This is a genomic window from Streptomyces sp. NPDC048560, assembly GCF_040650955.1.
Lineage (GTDB): Bacteria > Actinomycetota > Actinomycetes > Streptomycetales > Streptomycetaceae > Streptomyces.
The window spans coordinates 255,640-276,256 of record NZ_JBEZIJ010000003.1 but is presented as its reverse complement, the minus strand read 5'-3'; the positions used below and the strand labels follow the sequence as shown (position 1 = coordinate 276,256).

General features: G+C 70.4%; 17 protein-coding genes. 1 reads left to right on the top strand and 16 read right to left on the bottom strand.

The window, feature by feature from the left end; genetic code table 11:
- Nucleotides 1-57: 57 nt before the first annotated feature.
- From AB0C82_RS11145 to AB0C82_RS11070, 16 genes are all read right to left on the bottom strand, one after another.
- A complete protein-coding gene (locus AB0C82_RS11145) occupies nucleotides 58-1,455 on the bottom strand; it encodes an aspartate aminotransferase family protein (protein WP_362838991.1) in 1,398 nt (465 codons plus the stop codon).
- Nucleotides 1,452-3,362: a 1-deoxy-D-xylulose-5-phosphate synthase gene (dxs, locus tag AB0C82_RS11140; RefSeq protein ID WP_362838988.1), complete on the bottom strand. Its 1,911-nt coding sequence runs from the start codon at nucleotides 3,360-3,362 to the stop codon at nucleotides 1,452-1,454. The genes AB0C82_RS11145 and dxs overlap by 4 nt, the downstream gene beginning before the upstream one ends.
- A gap of 146 nt (nucleotides 3,363-3,508) precedes the next feature.
- A complete protein-coding gene (hpnH, locus tag AB0C82_RS11135) occupies nucleotides 3,509-4,528 on the bottom strand; it encodes an adenosyl-hopene transferase HpnH (RefSeq protein ID WP_362838985.1) in 1,020 nt (339 codons plus the stop codon).
- A gap of 6 nt (nucleotides 4,529-4,534) precedes the next feature.
- Nucleotides 4,535-5,191: a 1-hydroxy-2-methyl-2-butenyl 4-diphosphate reductase gene (locus AB0C82_RS11130; RefSeq protein WP_362838983.1), complete on the bottom strand. Its 657-nt coding sequence runs from the start codon at nucleotides 5,189-5,191 to the stop codon at nucleotides 4,535-4,537.
- On the bottom strand, nucleotides 5,191-7,191 hold the full coding sequence (gene shc / locus AB0C82_RS11125; protein WP_362838980.1) for a squalene--hopene cyclase: 2,001 nt from the start codon (nucleotides 7,189-7,191) through the stop codon (nucleotides 5,191-5,193). The genes AB0C82_RS11130 and shc overlap by 1 nt, the downstream gene beginning before the upstream one ends.
- Before the next feature lie 107 nt (nucleotides 7,192-7,298).
- A complete protein-coding gene (locus AB0C82_RS11120) occupies nucleotides 7,299-8,402 on the bottom strand; it encodes a polyprenyl synthetase family protein (RefSeq protein ID WP_362838978.1) in 1,104 nt (367 codons plus the stop codon).
- On the bottom strand, nucleotides 8,399-9,787 hold the full coding sequence (gene hpnE / locus AB0C82_RS11115; protein WP_362838976.1) for a hydroxysqualene dehydroxylase HpnE: 1,389 nt from the start codon (nucleotides 9,785-9,787) through the stop codon (nucleotides 8,399-8,401). The genes AB0C82_RS11120 and hpnE overlap by 4 nt, the downstream gene beginning before the upstream one ends.
- Before the next feature lie 124 nt (nucleotides 9,788-9,911).
- Nucleotides 9,912-10,865 (bottom strand): presqualene diphosphate synthase HpnD, encoded by a 954-nt coding sequence (gene hpnD, locus AB0C82_RS11110; RefSeq protein ID WP_362838973.1) that lies wholly within the window; start codon nucleotides 10,863-10,865, stop codon nucleotides 9,912-9,914.
- A complete protein-coding gene (hpnC, locus tag AB0C82_RS11105) occupies nucleotides 10,862-11,782 on the bottom strand; it encodes a squalene synthase HpnC (RefSeq protein ID WP_362838970.1) in 921 nt (306 codons plus the stop codon). Before hpnC ends, hpnD begins: the two co-directional genes overlap by 4 nt.
- A 418-nt stretch (nucleotides 11,783-12,200) precedes the next feature.
- Nucleotides 12,201-12,986 carry an ABC transporter ATP-binding protein gene (locus tag AB0C82_RS11100; protein ID WP_362838968.1) on the bottom strand — a complete coding sequence of 262 codons (786 nt, stop codon included), beginning with the start codon at nucleotides 12,984-12,986 and terminating at the stop codon, nucleotides 12,201-12,203.
- Nucleotides 12,979-13,908 carry an ABC transporter permease gene (locus tag AB0C82_RS11095; RefSeq protein WP_362838966.1) on the bottom strand — a complete coding sequence of 310 codons (930 nt, stop codon included), beginning with the start codon at nucleotides 13,906-13,908 and terminating at the stop codon, nucleotides 12,979-12,981. Before AB0C82_RS11095 ends, AB0C82_RS11100 begins: the two co-directional genes overlap by 8 nt.
- A gap of 106 nt (nucleotides 13,909-14,014) precedes the next feature.
- Nucleotides 14,015-14,887, bottom strand: a complete 873-nt coding sequence (locus AB0C82_RS11090) for a glycosyltransferase (RefSeq protein ID WP_362838964.1) — start codon at nucleotides 14,885-14,887, stop codon at nucleotides 14,015-14,017.
- A gap of 20 nt (nucleotides 14,888-14,907) precedes the next feature.
- Entirely contained in the window at nucleotides 14,908-15,687 is a 780-nt protein-coding gene (locus AB0C82_RS11085; protein ID WP_362838962.1) for a CDP-alcohol phosphatidyltransferase family protein, read from the bottom strand.
- Nucleotides 15,665-16,726 (bottom strand): iron-containing alcohol dehydrogenase family protein, encoded by a 1,062-nt coding sequence (locus tag AB0C82_RS11080; RefSeq protein WP_362838960.1) that lies wholly within the window; start codon nucleotides 16,724-16,726, stop codon nucleotides 15,665-15,667. Before AB0C82_RS11080 ends, AB0C82_RS11085 begins: the two co-directional genes overlap by 23 nt.
- On the bottom strand, nucleotides 16,714-17,451 hold the full coding sequence (locus AB0C82_RS11075; RefSeq protein ID WP_362838958.1) for a phosphocholine cytidylyltransferase family protein: 738 nt from the start codon (nucleotides 17,449-17,451) through the stop codon (nucleotides 16,714-16,716). The genes AB0C82_RS11080 and AB0C82_RS11075 overlap by 13 nt, the downstream gene beginning before the upstream one ends.
- Nucleotides 17,448-19,223: a DUF5941 domain-containing protein gene (locus AB0C82_RS11070; protein WP_362839831.1), complete on the bottom strand. Its 1,776-nt coding sequence runs from the start codon at nucleotides 19,221-19,223 to the stop codon at nucleotides 17,448-17,450. The genes AB0C82_RS11075 and AB0C82_RS11070 overlap by 4 nt, the downstream gene beginning before the upstream one ends.
- Nucleotides 19,224-19,508: 285 nt before the next feature.
- On the opposite strand from AB0C82_RS11070, the gene galE reads away from it, so the two are divergent.
- Complete coding sequence (gene galE, locus AB0C82_RS11065; protein ID WP_362838956.1) at nucleotides 19,509-20,489, top strand: UDP-glucose 4-epimerase GalE; 981 nt, start codon at nucleotides 19,509-19,511, stop codon at nucleotides 20,487-20,489.
- The last annotated feature ends 128 nt before the right edge of the window (nucleotides 20,490-20,617 follow it).

Genomic DNA, 20,617 nt, shown 5'->3' with positions numbered 1-20,617 from the left:
CCTCAGAGGCAAACTTTTTGCCTCTGAGGCAACGCCGTCACTCCGCCCTCCTGCGGCTCAGCGATTGGCTACCGCCTGCTTGACCAGGGTCCTGCCGAAGTCCCACATCAGACCGCCTCCGTTGTGGGCGTCGTCCATCACCGCGATGAAGGCACCGACGAACCGGTCCACCTCGGCCTCCCCGATGACCAGCGGCGGGATCAGCTTGATCACTTCCAGATGGTCCCCGGAAACCTGGGTGAGGATCCGGTGCTTCTGCAGCAGCGGCACCACGACCATCTGCGCGAAGAGCCCCTTGCGTGCCGCCTGGAGCATGGTCCATCGACTGCGCAGCTTCAGCGAGGTGGGCCGGCCGAACTCGATGCCGATCATGAGCCCGCGGCCACGCACCTCGTGCAGCAGCTCGTACCGGCCTACGAGCGCGGCCAGCCGCTCACGCAGCAGATCACCGGTGCGACGGGCATTCGCCACCGTCTCCTCGTCCTCCATCACCGCGAGGACGGCGAGTCCGGCCGCCATCGCCTGCGCGTTGGAACCGAAGCTCGCCGAGTGGACGAGGACGCGGTCCATCGACGAGTAGACGCGCTTGAAGATCCAGTCCTTGCCGAGCGTCGCCCCGACGGGCACGTAGCCGCCCGAGAGCGCCTTGGCGACACACACCAGATCGGGTTCGACGCCCTCCTCGTGCTGGTAGGCGTAGAAGTCGCCGGTCCTGCCGAGGCCCGTCTGCACCTCGTCCACGATGAGCAGCGCCTTGTGCCGGTGCAGCAGCTCCTGTGCGGAGCGCAGGAAGCCGGGCGGCGAGGCGTGCACGCCCTTGCCCTGGACGGGCTCGACGACGAGCGCCGCGACATCGCCGCGCTTGAGCTCGCGCAGCAGCGCGTCCAGATCGCCGAGCTCGATCGCGGTGTCGGGCAGCAGCGGGGCGAAGCCGTCCCTGAAGCCCGCCTCCCCGTTGACCGAGAGCGAGCCGGTGGTCAGCCCGTGGAAGGCGTGCGTGCAGTACAGGATCCTGGGCCTGCCGGTGGCGTACCGGGCGAACTTCAGTGCCGTCTCGACGGCCTCCGTACCGCTGTTGCCGAAGAACACGCGGTCCAGGTGCGGACTGTGGGCGAGCAGCTTCTCAGCGAGGAGGCCGGGCAGCGGCTGGCAGTCGAAGCGGGTGAGGTCGGCGAGGGAGGCGTCGAGCACGTCGTGCAGCGCCTTGCGTACGACGGGGTGGTGCCTGCCCAGCCCCATCACCCCGAATCCGGCGAGCATGTCGAGGTAGTCGTTGCCTTCCGCGTCCCAGAAGTACGCGCCCTCGGCCCGTTCGTAGACCTTGTCGAAACCGATCGTGCGCAACATCCGCGGCAGCTGGTGGTTGAGGTGCTTGGTGTGCAACTCGTAGCGTTCACCGCCGCGTTCGGCCAGGAGCCGCGCGAGGTCGAAGCCCTTGGGCTCTTCGTCCTTCATGCCCCGCTCTCCTTCGGTACCGGCTGCCGCGCCTTCGCCCGCCGGGCGGCGAGGGCGGCGCTGATCTGTCCGGCGATCTCCACCGGGGTGAGTCCGATGTCTGCGAGCACCTCGCTCCGTTTGGCGTGGGCGAGGAACTGCTCGGGGATGCCGAACGTCCGCAGCGGTACGTCGACGCCGGCATCGCGCATCGCCTGTCCCACGGCCCAGCCGACCCCGCCGCTGCGGCTGTTGTCCTCCACGACAGCCACCAGCCGGTGGTCCGCGGCCAGCGGGGGCAGCTGCTCGTCGACCGGCTTCACCCAGCGGGGGTCCACCACCGTGCAGCGGATGCCGGCCCCGGCGAGCAGGTCGGCGGCCTGGAGGCAGACCTGGGCGAGCACGCCGACGGCTACCAGCAGCACGTCGGGGTCCTCGGCGCGGTGCAGGAGATCCATGCCGCCGATCCTCCCGATCGCCGGAACCGGCTCCCCCACGCATTCCTTGGGGAATCTGAGCACGGTCGGGGCGTCGTCCACGTCGACGGCTTCGCGCAGCTGCGCGCGGAGCTGGTCGGCGTCCCGCGGGGCGGCGATCCGCAGCCCGGGGACGACCTGGAGCACCGACATGTCCCACATGCCGTTGTGCGAGGGACCGTCCGCCCCGGTGACGCCTGCCCGGTCCAGGACGAAGGTGACGCCGCACCGGTGCAGGGCCACATCCATCAGCAGCTGGTCGAAGGCACGGTTGAGGAAGGTCGCGTAGACGGCGACCACGGGATGGAGCCCGCCGGTGGCCAGGCCCGCCGCGGAGACGGCCGCGTGCTGTTCGGCGATGCCCACGTCCCAGATCCGGCCGGGGAACGCCTCGGCGAACTTGGTGAGTCCCACGGGGTGCAGCATGGCCGCCGTGAGGGCGACGACGTCGGGCCGCTCGGCTCCGATCGCGGCGATCTCGTCCGCGAAGACCGAGGTCCAGGAGGGGCCGACGGGGACGACGAGCGGTTCACAGGTGAGCGGGTCCATCACGCCGACGGTGTGGAAGCGGTCGGCGTCGTCGCAGAGCGCGGGCGGGTAGCCGCGCCCCTTCTCCGTGATGCAGTGCACCAGCACGGGCCCGTGGAACCGCTTCGCGCGCCGCAGCGCGGACTCGACCGCCGCGGTGTCGTGTCCGTCGACCGGGCCGACGTACTTCAGCCCCAGGTCCTCGAACATGCCCTGCGGGGCGAAGGTGTCCTTGAACCCCTTCTTGGCGCCGTGCAGCGAACCGTAGAGGGGCGCCCCGATGACGGGGGTCTGCTGGAGGACCTCCTTGCCCCAGGCCAGGAAGCGCTCGTAACCGTCGGTCGTACGAAGGGTGGCGAGGTGGTCGGCCACCCCGCCGATGGTCGGGGCGTACGAGCGCTCGTTGTCGTTCACCACGATGATCAGGGGGCGGTCTTCGGCGGCGGCGATGTTGTTGAGTGCCTCCCAGGCCATTCCGCCGGTGAGTGCGCCGTCCCCGATGACCGCGACGACGTGGTGCGGGCGCCCCAGCACCTCGTTGGCCTTGGCCAGTCCGTCGGCCCAGCCGAGGACCGTGGAGGCGTGGGAGTTCTCGATGACGTCGTGTTCGGACTCCTCGCGGGAGGGGTAGCCGGACAGGCCGCCCTTGCCGCGCAGCTTGGAGAAGTCCTGGCGCCCGGTGAGGAGCTTGTGCACGTAGCTCTGGTGCCCGGTGTCCCACAGGATGCGGTCCACGGGCGAGTCGAAGACCCGGTGCAGGGCGACGGTGAGTTCCACCACCCCGAGGTTGGGGCCGAGGTGGCCACCTGTCCTGGACACCGCCTGGACCAGGAACGTCCTGATCTCGGCGGCGAGTTCGTGGAGTTCCGGTCCGCTCAGTGCCTTGAGATCCTGTGGCCCCTTGATGGATTCCAGAAGCGTCACGCTCGGGCCCCTCTCTGGTCCGGTTTTCAGCTCACGGTCGGGCCGCCGGGCCGGCCCGGACGCCCCGCGGGGGGCGGGGCGTCGCGAGCGGCCAGGCCGGCGGCACGGGGAGTCCGAGTGCGGCCGGCTCCCCGGCGGTCATGACGTCACCGGTTGCCGCCGATGGTCTCCCGTGCGGCGCGCAGGGACTCCTTCAGCGATCCCATGGTGGCGAGGACGGCGGTCGGCTCGTAACCGCAGTGCGCCATGCAGTTGGCGCAGCGCGGGTCCTTGCCCCGTCCGTACTTGTCCCAGTCGGTGTCGTCGACCAGTTCCCTGTACGTCGGCACGTACCCGTCGCTCATCAGGTAGCAGGGCCGCTGCCAGCCGAAGAGCGAGTAGTTGGGGATGGCCCACGCCGTGCACGGGAAGTCGGCCTTCCCCTCCAGGAAGTCCAGGAAGAGCGGTGAGTGGTTGAGGCGCCAGCGGCCCCGGTTCCCGCCCGCGAAGGCCTTCTTGAACAGCTCCCGGGTCTGCTCGACCCCGAGGAAGTGCTCCTGGTCGGGGGCCTTCTCGTACGCGTAGGCGGGCGAGATCATCATCTCGTCGACCTTGAGGTCGTCGTTGAGGTAGTTGAGGACCTCGATGATGGTCTGTGGCGTGTCGGTGTTGAAGAAGGTCGAGTTGGTGGTGACCCGGAAGCCGCGGCGCTTGGCTTCCTTCATCGCCGCCACCGCCTCGTCGAAGACGCCTTCCTTGGCGACGGACTCGTCGTGCCGCTCGCGCAGTCCGTCGATGTGGACGGCGAAGGCGAAGTACGGCGAGGGGGTGAACTTGTCGAGCTTCTTGCGCATGAGCATCGCATTGGTGCAGAGGAAGACGTATTTCTTTTTTGCCACCAACTGCCGCACGATCTCATCGATCTGAGGGTGCATCAGCGGCTCACCGCCGGCGATGGAGACCATCGGGGCGCCTGATTCGAGAACCGCGCCGACGGCCTGGGCCACCGGCATGCGCTGCTTCAGCACGCCTGCCGGATGCTGGATCTTTCCGCAGCCCTCGCACGCCAGATTGCAGGCGAACAAGGGCTCCAGCTCGACAATCAGCGGAAACTTGTCCCGCTTGCGGATCTTTTGTTCGATGAGATACGTCGCAACCTTGATGGACTGACGGAGCGGCATGGCCATCTGGGCTCACCTCCTGGGGAGCAGCGAAGATCGGTGCCATTCATAGAAAGCCGGTAGCACAGCGCGAAGAACACGGAAGGCCGATATTCCACCGCGAACCGTGCCGATGCGGACGAGCTCGTGCTCCGGAGCGTCCACGACCACCCGTACGGCCGCAACCGGACGCGGACCTACGCTCAGGGCGGTCCGTAGCGTGGCCGCGGACTCCATGTCCACCGCGATGGCTCCGGTGGCCCTCAGCTCGGCCCGCCCTGGGCCGCGTACGACATGGTCGGAGCCGGTCAGCAGACCGGTGTGGACGGTACGGCCGGGTACCGTCCTGGCCAGCGCGTCGACGAGGACGTCCGTGCCGGTGCAGGCCGACCGGCCGCCGGCGTCCCGGGTCTCCTCGGCCACCACGAGGTCGCCGGGGTGCATACCGGGGGCCAGGCCGGCGCAGAAGCCCGAGGCGATGACCGCGGCCCCCCCGGCGCGCTCCAGCCCCAGTGCGCGCCCCACGGCCGCCTCGGCCGCCCTGGGGCCCATCCCGGTCCTGATCACCGTCACCGGGCCCGAGGCCCCCGCGCCGCCCCTGCCGCTGCGCAGGGCGAGGTGCTCGATGGAGAGCGCGCAGGCGATCAGGAGCGGGTGTGCGGGGCCCGGCGGCCCCTGCGGATGACCCATCAGGCCCCCTTGCGGAGGGGCACACGGTCGGCGAACGGCTCGCCGTACACGAATCTGCCGAGCGCCGTGAGCGGGAAGACCTGCCGGTAGAGGTGGTAGTTGATGGAGAAGTCCCAGGGGAACCCGGTCCCGGTGAAGTACGGCTCGTCCCAGGAGCCGTCGGCCTGCTGGGCCCCGGCCAGCCAGGTCACGCCCCGCTCCACCGACCTGCCGTCCCGCTCTCCGGCGGCGAGGAGCGCGAGAAGCGCCCAGGCCGTCTGCGAGGCTGTGGAGGAGCCGTGCCCGATCCACTTCTCCTCCTGGTAGGAGCGCAGGTCCTCGCCCCAGCCGCCGTCGTCGTTCTGCACGGACTCCAGCCAGCTCACGGCCCGGCGGACCGAGGGGTGTCCGGCGGGGATCCCTGCGGCGATCAACGCGGGTACCACGGACCCGGTCCCGTAGATGTAGTTGACGCCCCAGCGCCCGAACCAGGCTCCGCTCGCCTCCTGTTCGGCGAGCAGCCACTCGACCCCGCGCCGGGTGCCGGGGTGGTGCGCCCGGCCCTCGACGGCCAGCATCTCCACGACGTGACCCGTGACGTCGGCCGACGGCGGGTCGATGACCTCACCGAAGTCGCAGAACGGCAGCCGGTTCGGGAACGGGCTGGTGTTGTCCGCGTCGAAGGCCCCCCAGGCCCCGTTGCGGGACTGCATACCGAGATTCCAGCGCACGCCCCGCTCGATGGCGGCTTCGATGCGCGCGGTGTCGGGGTGGCGGACCCGGCGCAGGGCGAGGACCACCTCCGCGGTGTCGTCGATGTCGGGGTAGTTGTCGTTGTGGAACTCGAAAGCCCAGCCGCCCGGGGCCAGTTCGGGCTTTCGGACCGACCAGTCACCGGGCCGGACGATCTCCTCACCGAGCATCCAGTCGGCGGCCTTCACCAGGGCCGGGTGGTCGGGGCTGACCCCGGCGTCGGCGAGTGCGATGGTCGCGAGGCAGGTGTCCCAGACCGGGGACTGACACGCCTCGATCATCCGGGCGCCGTCCTCGCGCCAGACGGTGAAGCGGTCGAGCGAGGCGAGCCCGGCCCGCATGACCGGGTGGTCGAGGTCGTATCCGAGCAGATGGAGGGCGATCACGGAGTACACCGCGGGCGGCTGGATCCCGCCCCAGCAGCCGTCGTTCTCCTGGCGTTCGATGATCCACCGGGCGGCGGCGTTCATGGCGACCCGGCGCAGCCTGCGCGGTGCGACCTTGTGATACAGGTGCATCGCCCTGTCGAGCCGCTGGAAAATTCCGTCCCAACTCACCGTCGGCGCAAGCGGCTTGGGCGGATTGGGCAGGTCGGGATCGGTGTGCAGTTCGTCCAGGGCGAACGGGGCGGGCCGGACCGGACGCATGGCCGAGACGATGGTGAGCGGCACGATGGTCTGCCGGGCCCAGCATCCGAAGTCGTAGATATTGAGCGGGACCCACTTGGGGAAGAACATCAACTCGGGTGGCAGTTCCGGCAGATCGTCCCACTTCCACCAGCCGAAGAGCGCGAGCCAGATGCGGGTGAAGACCCGGGCGCCCGCGATGCCGCCCTGTTCCCTGACCCAGCCGGCCGCCCGGGCCATGTGCGGGTCCTGCGGCCGGTCCCCGGCCAGCCGAAGCGCCACGTACGCCTCGATGGTGGCGGAGAGGTCGCCGGGTCCCTCGTAGAAGGTCGCCCAGGTGCCGTCCCCGAGCTGTTCGCCCCGGATGAAGCGGGCGGTGGCCTCGACCGTGGCCGGGTCCTGGATCCCGAGGAACTGGCGCAGCAGCAGGTCCTCGGCGTCCATGGTGACGTTGGTGGCGAGGTCGCCCTTCCACCAGCCCTGCTCGTCCTGCCTGCCGAGGAGGTGCTCCACCGAGCGTTCCGCGGCCCGCCGCGCGGCGGCCAGTACGTCGTCCGCGGCGATGGTTGATTCGGTCGGATCGCTGGCCGAGGCTGCGCGGAGGTTCGCGGCTCCGGTGCTTCCGTCGGTCGTCGCTGTCATGGCTTCCCCTTCGTGCAGTTGGTCCTCTGCTGTGCTGGGGTCTCCGTCGGCCGGCACCCGATACGGGTGCCGGCCGGCGACTGCGAGTCATATGGAGCGGATGATCATCATCTCTTTCGTACGACGACGAAGTCGGCGAGCGCGGTGAGCTGCGCCCGCACGTGTTCAGGCATGTCGACCCCGTGCAGCGCCCGGATGGCGACCGCGTGCTGCCTGCGGGCTTCCTGGGCGGTCCACTCGCGGCCGCCCGCCTCCTCGATGAGCGCCGCGCGGGCGGCGAACTCCTCTTCGGAGAAACTGTCGAAGTCGGTGCTCTTGGCGTCGGCGGCGAGCAGCTCACCGAGGCGCTCCGAGGCGGATCCGCCCGCGGCGAGCGCGGCGACGACCGGCAGGGACTTCTTGCGCTGGCGCAGATCGCTCCAGGTCTGCTTGCCGGTGGCCTCCGGGTCGCCCCAGATGCCGAGCAGGTCGTCGACGGCCTGGAAGGCGAGGCCGAGGTGGTAGCCGTACGCCTCCAGCGTGTCCGCTGTGCGGTCGTCGGCCCCGCCCAGTACGGCGCCGATGGAGACGGCGCAGGCGAGCAGAGCGCCCGTCTTGTTGCCCTCCATCTCCAGGCACTCCTCGACGGTGACCCGCTCGCGGTGCTCGTAGGAGATGTCCTGGGCCTGGCCGTCGATCAGCTTCCGGCTCGCGGTGGTCAGCCGGCGGGCCGCCCGGCCCGCCTCGACGGTGCCGAGCTCCAGCAGGACCTCGTTGGCGAGCGCGAACAGCGCGTCGCCGACGAGGATCGCCTGGGCCGGTCCGTGCACCTTCCAGACGGTGTCCCGGTGGCGGCGCTGCTCGTCACCGTCCATCAGGTCGTCGTGCAGCAGGGAGAAGTTGTGCACGAGTTCAACGGCGACGGCGCCGGGCAGACCGGTCTCGGCGGGCGCGCCCGCCACTTCGGCGGACAGCAGGGCGAGCGCGGGGCGCACCGCCTTGCCGCCGTCACCGTCGGCGGGTCGGCCCTGGGCGTCGATCCAGCCGAAGTGGTAGGCCGCGACGGTGTCCATGGGCGGCGCGAGCCGGTCCACGGCAGCCCGCAGCACCGGCGCTGACATGGCCCGTCCGCGCTCCAGAAGCGCGGTGACGTCCGCGGTGTCTGCCACGGTGTCGATAGCCGGATTCGCCGGGGTCACTGACTCTCCTCTTGTTCCGGTGGTACTGCTCATGCCGCCTCCTGCAGCGGATGTTCATGGGGGCGGCCGAGAGCGCCGAGGGCTGCGTCAGCGGCGCTGATACCGCTGCGCACCGCGCCCTCCATCGTCGCGGGCCAGCCGGTTGCGGTCCATGCTCCGGCCAGGTGGAGGCCGGGTGCGCGGGTCCGGGTGCCCGGCCTGAGCCGGCCGACCCCGGGGGTGGGGGCGAACGTCGCGGTGCGCTCCCGGGTGACGAAGAAGTCGCGGATACCTGCCCCGCGCGCAGCCGGAAGAAGCCGTTCCAGCTCGGGCAGATATCGGCTGCGCAGTTCGGCGACGGGCAGGTCGATCTCGTCCTGGGCCGCCGACTGGGACACGGCGAGGTACTGCCCGGCTCCCTGGAGCCCGGAGGACTCGGTGCGGTCGAAGACCCACTGGACCGGCGAGCCGAGGGCGGCGAAGAACGGCCTGCGCAGCACCGTGCGGTCGTAGACGACGTGCACGTTCAGGATGGGCGCGGTCCCGATGTCGAGCAGCCGGTCCGGGTCGTGCAGTGCGCCCTCGGGCAGCAGGCCGTGGGTCTCGCCCTGGGGCACGGCGAGGACGACGGTCTCCGCCTCGATCCGTTCGCTGTCCGTCTCGACGGCCCAGCGGCCGTCCTCGGTGCGTGCCAGGGACTCGACCCGGGTGCGCAGCCGGGTACGCACACCGGCGGCGTCGAGCGCCTTGCGGGCGAGGGTGTCGTGGAGCTCGCCGAGCGGCACGGCCGCCCAGCCGATGTCGGCCGCGCCGGGCTCGGAGAGCAGCCCGGTCTTGAAGACCATGGCGGCCAGCGCCATGGAGGCGTTCGCGGCGGTGGCGTTGAGCGTGGCGACGCCGACGAGGTCCCACAGGGCCTCGATCGCGCGGGGCGACTGACCGTGGCGCCCGAGCCAGGTCGCGAAGTCGATCCCGTCGAGTGCCGGATCTGCCGGGTCGAGACGGCCGAGCGCGAGTGCCGCCCGCCCGACGCTCGCCTTTTCGGCCAGCGAGAGATGCGGATACGCGGCGAGTCCCGCTGCCAGGTGCAGGGGCACAGGAAGGCCGGTGCGCCGCAGCCTGCCCAGGCGCGGGCCCGCCGCGCGTCCGACGTCGAGCACGGGTACGTCGAGGCGGTCCTGGAGCGGGGCGAGCCGGGCGCCGTCGATCCGGTCGAGGAACCACCGGTAGCCCGTGCAGCAGCGCAGGTAGACGTGCTGCCCGTTGTCGACGCTGAGCTCGCCGCGGCGGAAGGAGAAGGCGAGTCCGCCGAGGCGGGGCCGTCCTTCGAGCAGGGTCACGCCGACGCCGGCGTCCGCGAGACGCAGGGCCGTGGTGATGCCGGCGAGGCCGCCGCCGACGACCACGGCACGGGAGGAGCGCAGGATCTCGTCGCTCACGCCTCCCCCTCTCGCCGGTACTCCGCCACCCAGATCGTCGCAGTCAGGGACGCGTCGGGCCACTGGAAGGTTGCCCGGCGGTCCGGGTCGCCGCCGCACGACGGGGTGCGTCCGGTGAAGGGCATCAGGCGCGTCCCCTCGTCGCGAGGCGTGAGACGTGGCGGGCGTCGAGACCGGAGAGGCCTCGCACCGCCACGTACGCCTTCTCGTGTCCCGGCAGTGAGACCCGGCCGCGCAGCACGGCCTCGGGGTCGCGCTCGATGCGGTCGAGGAGGCGGCGATAGATACCGGCCATCGCTGCCACGCAGGCGCCGCTGCGGCGGTCGAGCATCGGCAGCAGCCGGTAGCCCTCGGCGAACAGGGCCCGGGCGCGCCGGACCTCGAAGTGGACCAGCCCGGCGAAGTCGGAGCCGGGCGGCGGGGTGGCGCGGTGGAATCCGGCGGAGCAGCCGAACTTGTCCAGGTCCTCGGCGGGCAGGTACGTCCGGCCGTTGGCGGCGTCCTCCCGGACGTCGCGCAGGATGTTGGTCAGCTGTAGGGCGAGGCCGAGCGTGTCGGCGTACTCGGCGGCACGACCGGCGTCGGGTGTGCCCGGTTCCGTACCGAAAACGCCCAGGCTCAGCCGTCCGATGGCCCCCGCGACACACCGGCAGTACGTCGCGAGGTCGTCCCAGGTCTCGTACGTCGCTCCGCGCACGTCCATCAGCACGCCGTCGATGAGCTCGTCGAGCCCGCCGAGCGGCAGGGGGAATCGCCGGGAGGCGTCGGCGAGCGCGACGGCGACCGGGTCGGTGTCGTCCTCGTCGACGGCGCCCTTCCTGATCCGGTCGAGCAGCTCGCGGGTACTTTCCAGCCGGGTCCGCTTGGTCTCCGGGGCCAGCTCACCGTCGCCGATGTCGTCGACCCGACGGGAGAAGGCGTACAGCGCCGACATGGCCTGGCGCTTCTCGTTCGGCAGCAGCCTGATGCCGTACGCGAAGTTACGGGCCTGCTGTCCGGTGACGGCCTCGCAGTAACTGTATGCGGCCTGTACCGGTGCCGACATGTACGTCGTCTGTCCCTCCACGGTCGGGCTCATCCCTCTCTACGCGCTTTTCGCAGGACAACTCCCACCTCGCGCAGCAAGCTGGGCGTGGTAGGTCTGGGCGGTCCGGGCAGTACGTCGAACCCGGCGGCCCCGATCGCGGTGAGGGCGGCGCGCCCTCCGGCGACGAATCCGGCGAGCAGCAGCTTGAGTCTGCCGTTGACGCTACCCACGAGTGGGGTGCCTTCATTCAACAGGTCACGGGCGCGTTCGGCCTCGTACGCGACGAGGCTGCGCACCGACGCGCCCCCGGACGGCGCGGCCAGGTCTGATTCGCCGACGTGGAAGCGGGCCATGTCCTCGGCCGGCAGGTAGATCCTGTCCCGTCCCAGGTCCTCGGTGACGTCCTGGAGGTGCTCGATGATCTGCAGGGCGGTGCAGATCGCGTCGGAGCGGCGGATGCGTTCGGGACTGGCGGTGCCGGTGATCTGGAGGACCAGCCGGCCGACGGGGTTGGCGGAGAGCTCGCAGTAGGCGAGGAGTTCCCCGTAGGTCCCGTAGCGGCGGACCTTCTGGTCCTGCCGGTTGGCCTCGACGAGCGCGAGGAACGGCTCGGGAGTGAGCGCGCAGCGCCGCACGGTGGGGCGCAGTGCACGCAGCAGGGGGTGGCGCGGGCCGTCGCCCGTGGCGGCGAAGACCCTGTGCAGGTCGGCCTCGAAGGCGTCGAGCATGGCGAGCCGGTCTTCGGCCCGCTCCGGCTCGATGCCCAGGTGACGGGCGTCGGCGCCACCGGGTTCGAGGTCGCCGTCACCGATGTCGTCGACGAGGCGGGCGAATCCGTAGACGGCCATCAGATCGTCGCGCCAGGCCCGGGGCAGGAAGAAGGGGGCCACGGGGAAGTTCTCGTCCGCGGCCTTGCCGAGCGTGCCGGCCGCCGCCGCGTCGGGGCGGGCCCGATGGGTACGGGTCACCGCGTACCGCCCGGCGCGGGGACGGCGAGACCACGTCGGAGCTGGAGATTTTCCGTCATTGCCGTCACATCTCCCGTTCTACACTGCTGACCCAAAACATCCCTTTTCGGACACGCCGCTCACTCTCCCCGGTACAGGGGAGCAGCAGGGGGACGGAAGGGCCTCTTGCCCTGGGCCGTATCGCCCCACTTGCCACGAATCAGCACCGGTACAGCTTACGTTGTACAGCGCACACGGCCCCGGCGGGGTGTTCGGCGCGTTACAACAAGGCCGCGATCTCAGCCAACCCTCGCCTGCCGCAAGGGACTTGATCTCGTCCCTGCGGGAGGGGCGGACCAAGGTGAGCGGACCGGCCGCTCACACCGCTGTGGCCTCCGCCCGAGCTGCTCGGGGGGAGGCCACAGGAACGGCGGGGCGACTACTTGCTGGTCTCCCGCTCGTACGCCTTCAGTACCTCCTCGGTGGGCCCGTCCATCAGGAGCTCCCCCTTCTCCAGCCACAGCACCCGGTCGCAGGTGTCCCTGATCGACTTGTTGTTGTGGCTGACGAGGAAGACGGTGCCCGCCTCCTTGCGCAGTTCGCGGATGCGCTGCTCGGAGCGGATGCGGAACTTGCGGTCACCGGTGGCCAGCGCCTCGTCGATCATGAGGACGTCGTGGTTCTTGGCCGCGGCGATCGAGAAGCGCAGCCTGGCGGCCATGCCGGAGGAGTACGTCCGCATCGGGAGGGTGATGAAGTCGCCCTTCTCGTTGATGCCGGAGAACTCGACGATCTCGTCGTAGCGCGAGCGGATCTCCTCGCGGCTCATGCCCATGGCCAGGCCGCCGAGGACGACGTTGCGCTCACCGGTCAGATCGCTCATCAGCGCCGCGTTGACGCCGAGCAGCGACGGCTGGCCGTCGGTGTAGACCTTGCCGTGCTCCGTCGGAAGGAGTCCGGCGATGGCCCGGAGCAGCGTCGACTTGCCGGAGCCGTTGGTGCCGATGAGGCCGATGGCCTCGCCCCGGTACGCGGTGAAGGTGACACCGCGCACGGCGTGGACCTTGCGGACGCCGCGCGACTCGCCCTTGCCGCGGCGCACTATCCGGCTCAGTGCCGCGGTGGCACTGCCCTTGCCCCCTCCCGCACCGTTGACGCGGTACACGATGTGCACGTCGTCGGCGATGACGGTGGGGATCTTCCCCTGGATCTTGTCCTCAGCCACGGCCGTACCGTTCCTCTGCCTTCCAGAAGTACACGAAGCCCGCGACGCCCACGAAGAGCGCCCAGGCCAGCCCGACGGCCCACACGTGGTCCGGCAGGTTCTCGGAGCCGTAACCGTCGATGAGCGCGAAGCGCACCAGGTCCATGTAGATGGCCGCCGGGTTGTACTGGAGCACGTCGGCGATCCACTGCGGCTTGTCCGCGAGCATCACCGGGATGGAGAACATGACGCCCGACGCGTACATCCACGTCCGCATCACGAACGGCATCAGCTGGGCCAGGTCGGGCGTCTTGCTGCCCAGTCTGGCCATGGCGAGCGCCAGCCCGGTGTTGAAGAAGAACTGCAGGAAGAGCGCGGGCAGGACCAGGAACCAGGAGAGCGTCGGATAGCTGCCGAAGCCCACGGCCACGGCGACCAGCACGATCATCGAGAACATCAGCTGCTGAAGCTGCTGAAGCGAGAAGGAGACGGGCAGCGAGGCGCGTGGGAAGTGCAGCGCCCGGACCAGCCCGAGGTTGCCCGAGATGGAGCGGACTCCCGCCATGACCGAGCTCTGCGTGAAGGTGAACACGAAGACGCCGGTCACCAGGAACGGGATGAAGACCTCCTGGCTCATCCCCTTCCTGGTCCCCAGGATCAGCCCGAAGATCAGGTAGTAGACCAGGGCGTTGAGCAGCGGTGTCGCCACCTGCCACAGCTGGCCGAGCTTGGCCTGGCTGTACTGGGCCGTCAGCTTCGCCCTGGAGAACGCCATGATGAAGTGGCGCCGGCCCCAGAGCTGGCGGATGTACTGCGTCAGCCCCGGCCGGGCGCCGCTCACCGTCAGGCCGTACTTGTCGGCCACCTGGGCCGCGCTGAGGCCCTCGTCGGCGGACGGCTGGGCGCTCAGGGCGACCGAGCCGTCATGGGTTGTGTCACTCACAAGTTGAAACTCTCGTCTTCAAGATGCGCAGCCAGTCGCGGGCGCGGCTCAGGCGGACAGGTCCCGGAAAGAAGAAGTACGCCTCATGCTCTCAGAGGCGAGCTTCTCAGATCACGGGAGGGCGGCCCAGTCTGGTCAGCCGCCACACCGTACGCCACTTCATCGGACGGCGAGGTCCGCAGGGCGTGGACCAGCCTTCCCGGAAACCGCCGAACCACGCCTTGAGCGCGGGACCGGACGGCCTGCGGACCAGGGTCAGCAGCAGCCAGACCCCGACGTAGACGGGGACCAGGGGCGCGGGAAGGTTGCGGCGGGCAAGCCACACCCTGTTGCGGGCCACCATACGGTGGTAGACGGCGTGCCGCGAAGGAGCGGTGGTCGGGTGGTTGAGCACCATGTCCGCGCGGTAGTCGATCATCCAGCCGGCGTTCAGGGCCCGCCAGGCCAGGTCGGTCTCCTCGTGCGCGTAGAAGAACTCGTCCGGCAGTCCGCCCACCTCGGCGAGGACCTGGGTGCGTACGGCGTTGGCGCCACCGAGGAACGTCGTCACCCGGGACGAGCGCATCGGATCGGACGCCCGGAGCCGGGGAACGTGCCTGCGCTGGGTCACTCCGGTGTCCGGGTCGGCGATCCGGAAGGTGACGATCCCCAGCTTGTCGTCCGCGGCGAACGCCTGCCGGCAGAGCTCTGCGGTGTCGGTGTTGGGCAGGAGTCCGTCGTCGTCCAGGAAGAGCAGGGCGTCGACGTCGGCGCCGGACGGGCCGAACGCCTCGATGCCGACGTTACGGCCGCCGGGGATGCCCAGGTTCTCCGGCAGTTCGACCGTCCGTACACCCGCGGGGACGTCCGGCACAGGGGCTCCGTTGCCGACGACCACCACCTCGATCCGGTCGCCGTCCTGCTTGGCGACCGAATCGAGCAGGGCACGCAGCTCGGCCGGCCGGTTCCCCATCGTGATGATGACTGCGCCGAGTTTCATGTCCCCGTCTGTTCCCGTACTCACTTCAGCCTGCTGGAGGCCAGCACGGACACGAGGTGGAGCACTGTCTGCAGGAGCGCGATCCCGGCCAGGACGGCGACGCCCAGGCGTGTGAAGAACAGGTCGCCCCTGATGCTGTCCGCGACCGCAGCGGCCAGGATCACCAACGACGCCTCGACGCCCAGGACCAGCCGGTGGAACTTCAGCGCGGCAGCGGCCCTGCGGGCCAGCGCCATGCCGGAGGAGCGCGGCTCGGAGGCCGACTCCTGCACCGGCGGCATCCCGCCCTGGTGGCGGGCGACGCCGACGAGGTCGGTCTCCGCCTTGATCAGGATCGCGCCGAGCGCGGCCAGGGTGCCGAGGAAGGCCCAGAGCCAGTCGGTCCGGCCCTCGCCCCACAGATCCGCGGCGCGCAGTCCGAAGCCGACCAGGACCGCGGCGTCGCACAGATAGGCGGCGACCCGGTCCAGGTAGACCCCGGCGAGCGAGTACTGCTTCTTCCAGCGGGCGACCTCGCCGTCGACGCAGTCGAGCAGCAGGTAGAGCTGGACCATCAGCACGCCGAGCAGGGCGCCCGTGATGCCCGGGACGAGCAGCGCCGGAGCGGCGAGTGCGCCCGCGACGGTCATCACGTACGTCAGCTGGTTGGGCGTGACCCTGGTGTTCACCAGGTGCCGGTCGACGCGCAGGGAGATCTCGCGCATGTAGAGCCGGCCGGCCCAGTGCTCACCGCTGCGCCGGTCCTTCACACCCGGGGGGTGGACGACCGGTCGGAGCTCAGCTACCGATGGCTTTTGCATAGTCGGCGTATGCGTCCTTGATCTGGTCGGTGGAGAGGTTGAGGTGTTCCAGGATGGTGAAGCGTCCCGGCCGCGTCTGCGGGGCGTACTCGACGGCCTGCACGAACTCGTCGGTGCTGAAGCCGATCTCGTGCGGCAGTACGGGCAACTCGTGCCTGCGCAGCACTTCGGCGAAGAGTCCGGACTCCTCGACCGCTCCGCGCAGATGCATCGCGAAGGCGGCGCCGAGGCCGACCTGCTCGCCGTGGCTCGCCGCGCGCTTCGGGAACAGCAGGTCGAAGGCGTGGCTGATCTCGTGGCAGGCGCCGGACGAGGGGCGGGTGTCGCCGCTGATCGACATCGCGATGCCGGAGAGGACGAGCCCTTCGGCGAGGACCGTGAGGAACTCGTCGTCGCCCACACCGCCGGGGTGACGGAGCACGGCCTCACCCGCGGTACGGGCCATGGCGGCGGCGAGCCCGTCGACCGATTCGCCCGTGACCTCGTGCGAGAGCTCCCAGTCGGCGATCGCCGAGATGTTGGAGATCGCGTCACCGATGCCGGACCGGACGAAACGGGCGGGGGCCGCACGGATCACATCGAGGTCGATGACCATGGCGATGGGCGTGGGGACTCCGTAGGAGCCGCGTCCGTTGTCGTTGTCCAGGGTGGACACCGGGGAGCAGATGCCGTCGTGCGAGAGGTTCGTCGCGACGGCCACCATCGGCAGGCCGACCCGGGCCGCCGCGTACTTCGTCACGTCGAGGATCTTGCCGCCGCCGAGGCCGACCACGGCGTCGTACCGCTTGCCCTTGATGCCGTCGGCGAGCTTCACGGCGGAGTCGATGGTGCCGTCCGACACCGAGTACCAGTCGGCACCGGGGAGGAGAGGCGACAGCTTCTCCCGGAGCTTCTGTCCCGAGCCGTCGCTGACGGCGAAGGCGAGCTTGCCGGAGGAGGAGATCCGCTGGTCGGCGAGGAGACCGGAGAGGTCCTCTATCGCTCCCCGGCTGATGTCGACGACGACCGGGGACGGAATGAGCCGGGTCAGTACTGGCACGCGATCTCCCGGCCCTTCGCGAGGTCCTCGTGGTTGTCGATCTCGACCCACGTCACTTCGCCGATGGGAGCCACGTCGACGGTGAAGCCGCGGTTGACGAGCTCCTGGTAGCCGTCCTCGTAGTAGAGGTCCGGGTCGCGCTCGAACGTGGTCTTCAGCGCGTCGGCGAGCTCCTCGGCCGCCTCGGGCTCGATGAGCGTGACGCCGATGTACTCGCCGGTCGCCGTGGCCGGGTCCATCAGCTTGGTGATGCGCCGGACGCCCTTGTCGCCCTCGGTGATGACCTTCATCTCCTCGTCGGCGAGGTTCTTCACCGTGTCGAGGGCGAGGATGATCTTCTGGCCCTTGCCGCGGGCGTCCAGGAGGGTCTTCTCGACGGAGACCGGGTGCACGGTGTCGCCGTTGGCGAGGATGACGCCCTGCTTCAGGACCTCACGGGCACACCACAGGGAGTAGGCGTTGTTCCACTCCTCGGCCTTGTCGTTGTCGATGAGGGTGAGCGTCACGCCGTACTTCGCCTCGAGCTCCGCCTTGCGGGCGTAGACGGCTTCCTTGCGGTAGCCGACCACGATCGCGACCTCGGTGAGTCCGACCTCGGCGAAGTTGGCGAGCGTGAGGTCGAGGACCGTCGTGTCACCGTCGACAGGGACGAGCGCCTTGGGAAGCGTGTCCGTGTAGGGGCGCAGACGTCGTCCTGCACCGGCTGCCAGTACGAGGCCGATCATGCGAGTTCTCCTTCGTCGTGTACGGCGGGGGCCGAGGAGGACACCCAGAAGCGGATGGACTCCACGAGCACCACCAGAGCCACGGCCACCGCGAGTGCGGTGAGAGCCGTGGTGAAACCTGAGGCTTGAGTCAGTACGGCGGCGAACACGGCCACCACAACGGTCCGGCCCTCGTGTCCACCGATCGTCCGCACCAGCCACTGGGGCGGCGCGCCGGTGCCGCCGCGGATGCGGTACACCGTGTCGTAGTGATGGTAGGCGACGGCCGAGACCAGTCCGAAGGCCGCGGGGACGGCATGGGGCACGTCGCTGCGGGCCGCCAGGACGAGCACCGTGCAGTACTCCGCGGCCCTGAAGACCGGGGGTACGAGCCAGTCGAGTGCGCCCTTGAGCGGTCGCGAGACGGCGATGCCCGAGAGGACCGCGTAGACAGCGGCCGCGGCCACGGTGGCCCAGCTGCCGTACGGCAGGAAGAGGGCCGCCGCGACGACCGTCGCAGCGCCGGTGAGCGCCACGAGCGGGGCGGTGAAGCCGCCGGGCGGTCGTGGGAGCACGGCGGCTACGGCGCGCGCGAGCGGTCCGGAGTCCGCGAGGTCGGCGAGTGCCTGGGCGGCCCGGTCGGTGCGCCGCGCCTTGCGGGTCAGCGAGCGCAGCAGGCGGCCGGCGGTGGTGTAACAGGCGGCGAGGGAGCAGCCGACGAGGAGCGCGTAGAAGACGATCCGGGGGCTGGTCACCGCGGTCAGCACGGCGATCATGGCCCAGCGCTCACCGATCGGCAGCACTATCATCCGGCGCAGCCAGACCGTCCAGCCGACGCTGTCCAGCCGGTCCGAGAGGGCCGCTGTCGGGCTGGTGTTGGAGACCGCGTCGTGATTGGCCTCGTTGAACGAGAAGTCGACGATGTGGCGGCACGCCTGGAGCACCATCGCGCCGAGCGCGAGGACCCATACGTCGTCGCCGTTGCGGGCCGCTCCCAGCGCCAGGCCGGCGTAGTACGCGTACTCCTTGGCCCGGTCGAACGTGGCGTCCAGCCAGGCGCCCATCGTCGAGTACTGAAGCGAGTAGCGGGCGAGCTGCCCGTCCGTGCAGTCCAGGACGAAGGAGAGGAGCAGCAGTATCCCGGCGGCGACGTAGCCGCCGCGGGTGCCGGTCGCCGCGCTGCCCGCCGCGATCAGCGCGGTGATCAGGGAGGCGGTGGTGACCTGGTTCGGGGTGAACCCGCGCCGCGCGCACCAGCGGGCGATGTAGCGGGAGTAGGGGCTGATGAAGAAGGTGGTGACGAAACCGTCGTGGGCCTTCACCGCGCTGCGCAGCCGTACCGCCTCGTCGTCGACGGCGGCCACGGCCCCCTGGGCGGCGGCGCGCTCCTGCGGGCCGGTGGGGACGGCGGCGGTGAGCGACCCGAGCTCGGGTCGCTGCACCGGGGTGCCTTCGGTCTCCAGGGCCACGGCGAGACGGCCCGGGACGGTACGGTCCTCGGCCTCCGGGTCGGCGGGAGCGGGCCCGACGGGGCTGCCTGCGCCGACAGCGGCCACGGCCCTGTCCAGGGCACGCACGAGGGCCGGCCGTGCCTCGGGCTGCGCGGTGAGCGCGCCGGGGACGGTGGCGGCGGCGAAGCGGGGGTCGGTCAGTCCGAGCCGCAGCGCGTGGACGTGGCCGACGAACCGGGGGTCCACCAGCGCGACGCGTCCGCCGGCGGGAACGGCGGCGAGCAGCTCTGCGGCCTCGGTGGCGTCATTGGCGGCCCGTACGTCAAAGCCCAGGGACCGCAGATCGTCCTCGAGCGACGATCCGGGTACCGGTGCACCGGTGAGGATGGCGGTCGACAGACGAACTCACTCCTTGGCGCTGACGGGAACGGCGCGCGACTGTGCGGCCCGGAGGCGGGCCGGCGGCACGTCGGCTGAGGCTATCGGATGAACGGAAGACCGAGTTCACCGCCCGTTCAAGCCCCGTTCGGGACGGTCGGGCACCATCCGGCGCCGTTCGCGATCATCATCGTCGATCAACACCTCGGCCCACAAACCGTGATGGGGGCAGCGCCTAAGCTGACGCCCATGACGTGGTTGATTACAGGTGGAGCGGGTTACATCGGGGCGCATGTGGCGAAGGCCATGGCCGCGGCCGGGGAACGGGTCGTCGTACTCGACGACGTCTCCACGGGCATCGTGGGGCGGCTGCCGGCGGACATCACGCTGGTGCGGGGCTCGGCATCGGACCGCGCGCTGCTGGACCGGGTGCTCGCCGAGCACACGGTGACCGGTGTGGTGCATCTCGCGGCGAAGAAGCAGGTCGGTGAGTCCGTGGAGCAGCCGCTGCTCTACTACCGGGAGAACGTCGCCGGGCTTACCGTGCTGCTCGAAGCGGTCGTCGCCGCCGGCGTGCGGCGCTTCCTCTTCTCCTCGTCCGCCGCCGTCTACGGCGTCCCCGATGTGGATCTCATCACCGAGGACACCCCGTGCGCTCCGATCAATCCCTACGGTGAGACGAAGCTCGCAGGCGAGTGGCTGGTACGCGCGACGGGGCGGGCGCACGGCCTGTCGACCGCCTGTCTGCGCTACTTCAACGTGGCGGGCGCGGCGGAGCCCGAGCTCGCGGACACCGGCGTCTTCAACGTCGTCCCCATGTTCTTCGACCGCCTCACGCGCGGGGAGGCCCCCCGCATCTTCGGCGACGACTATCCGACGCCGGACGGCACCTGTGTCCGGGACTACATCCATGTGTCCGACCTCGCCGACGCGCATCTCGCGGTCGCCAGGAAGCTGGACGGGAAGGGCGCCGGGGATCTCACGGTGAACGTCGGCCGCGGCGAGGGCGTATCGGTGCGCGAGCTGGCCGATCTGGTGGGCGAGGTCACCGGCCGTCCGATGGATCCCGTCGTCGAGCCTCGCCGGGCCGGTGACGCGGCGAGGGCCGTCGCGTCGGCCGCCCGGATGTCGCAGGAGCTCGGGTGGAGCGCACGCCTCGGAGTGCGCGAAATGGTCGAGTCGGCCTGGAAGGGCTGGTGCCTGCGGCACCCGGAGGCCCGCGTCCTCTGAGCCGCCGGGCCGCCCGGACGAGCACCACACGACTCTGACCTGCGAACGTTTCCGCAGGTCAGAGCACATGACAACGGTGTTCAGTCTCGTGTTGCCCCATACCCCCCGCCCGTAGTTCACTGGTCCCC

What these genes read in the sequence shown, in the direction of transcription:
- shc (WP_362838980.1), bottom strand. Translation starts at nt 7,191, where the DNA reads ATGACAGCGACGACCGACGGAAGCACCGGAGCCGCGAACCTCCGCGCA.
- galE (WP_362838956.1), top strand. Translation starts at nt 19,509, where the DNA reads ATGACGTGGTTGATTACAGGTGGAGCGGGTTACATCGGGGCGCATGTG.
- AB0C82_RS11120 (WP_362838978.1), bottom strand. Translation starts at nt 8,402, where the DNA reads ATGAGCAGTACCACCGGAACAAGAGGAGAGTCAGTGACCCCGGCGAAT.
- AB0C82_RS11085 (WP_362838962.1), bottom strand. Translation starts at nt 15,687, where the DNA reads ATGCAAAAGCCATCGGTAGCTGAGCTCCGACCGGTCGTCCACCCCCCG.
- AB0C82_RS11090 (WP_362838964.1), bottom strand. Translation starts at nt 14,887, where the DNA reads ATGAAACTCGGCGCAGTCATCATCACGATGGGGAACCGGCCGGCCGAG.
- AB0C82_RS11145 (WP_362838991.1), bottom strand. Translation starts at nt 1,455, where the DNA reads ATGAAGGACGAAGAGCCCAAGGGCTTCGACCTCGCGCGGCTCCTGGCC.
- AB0C82_RS11130 (WP_362838983.1), bottom strand. Translation starts at nt 5,191, where the DNA reads ATGGGTCATCCGCAGGGGCCGCCGGGCCCCGCACACCCGCTCCTGATC.
- hpnD (WP_362838973.1), bottom strand. Translation starts at nt 10,865, where the DNA reads ATGAGCCCGACCGTGGAGGGACAGACGACGTACATGTCGGCACCGGTA.
- AB0C82_RS11075 (WP_362838958.1), bottom strand. Translation starts at nt 17,451, where the DNA reads ATGATCGGCCTCGTACTGGCAGCCGGTGCAGGACGACGTCTGCGCCCC.
- hpnH (WP_362838985.1), bottom strand. Translation starts at nt 4,528, where the DNA reads ATGGCCATGCCGCTCCGTCAGTCCATCAAGGTTGCGACGTATCTCATC.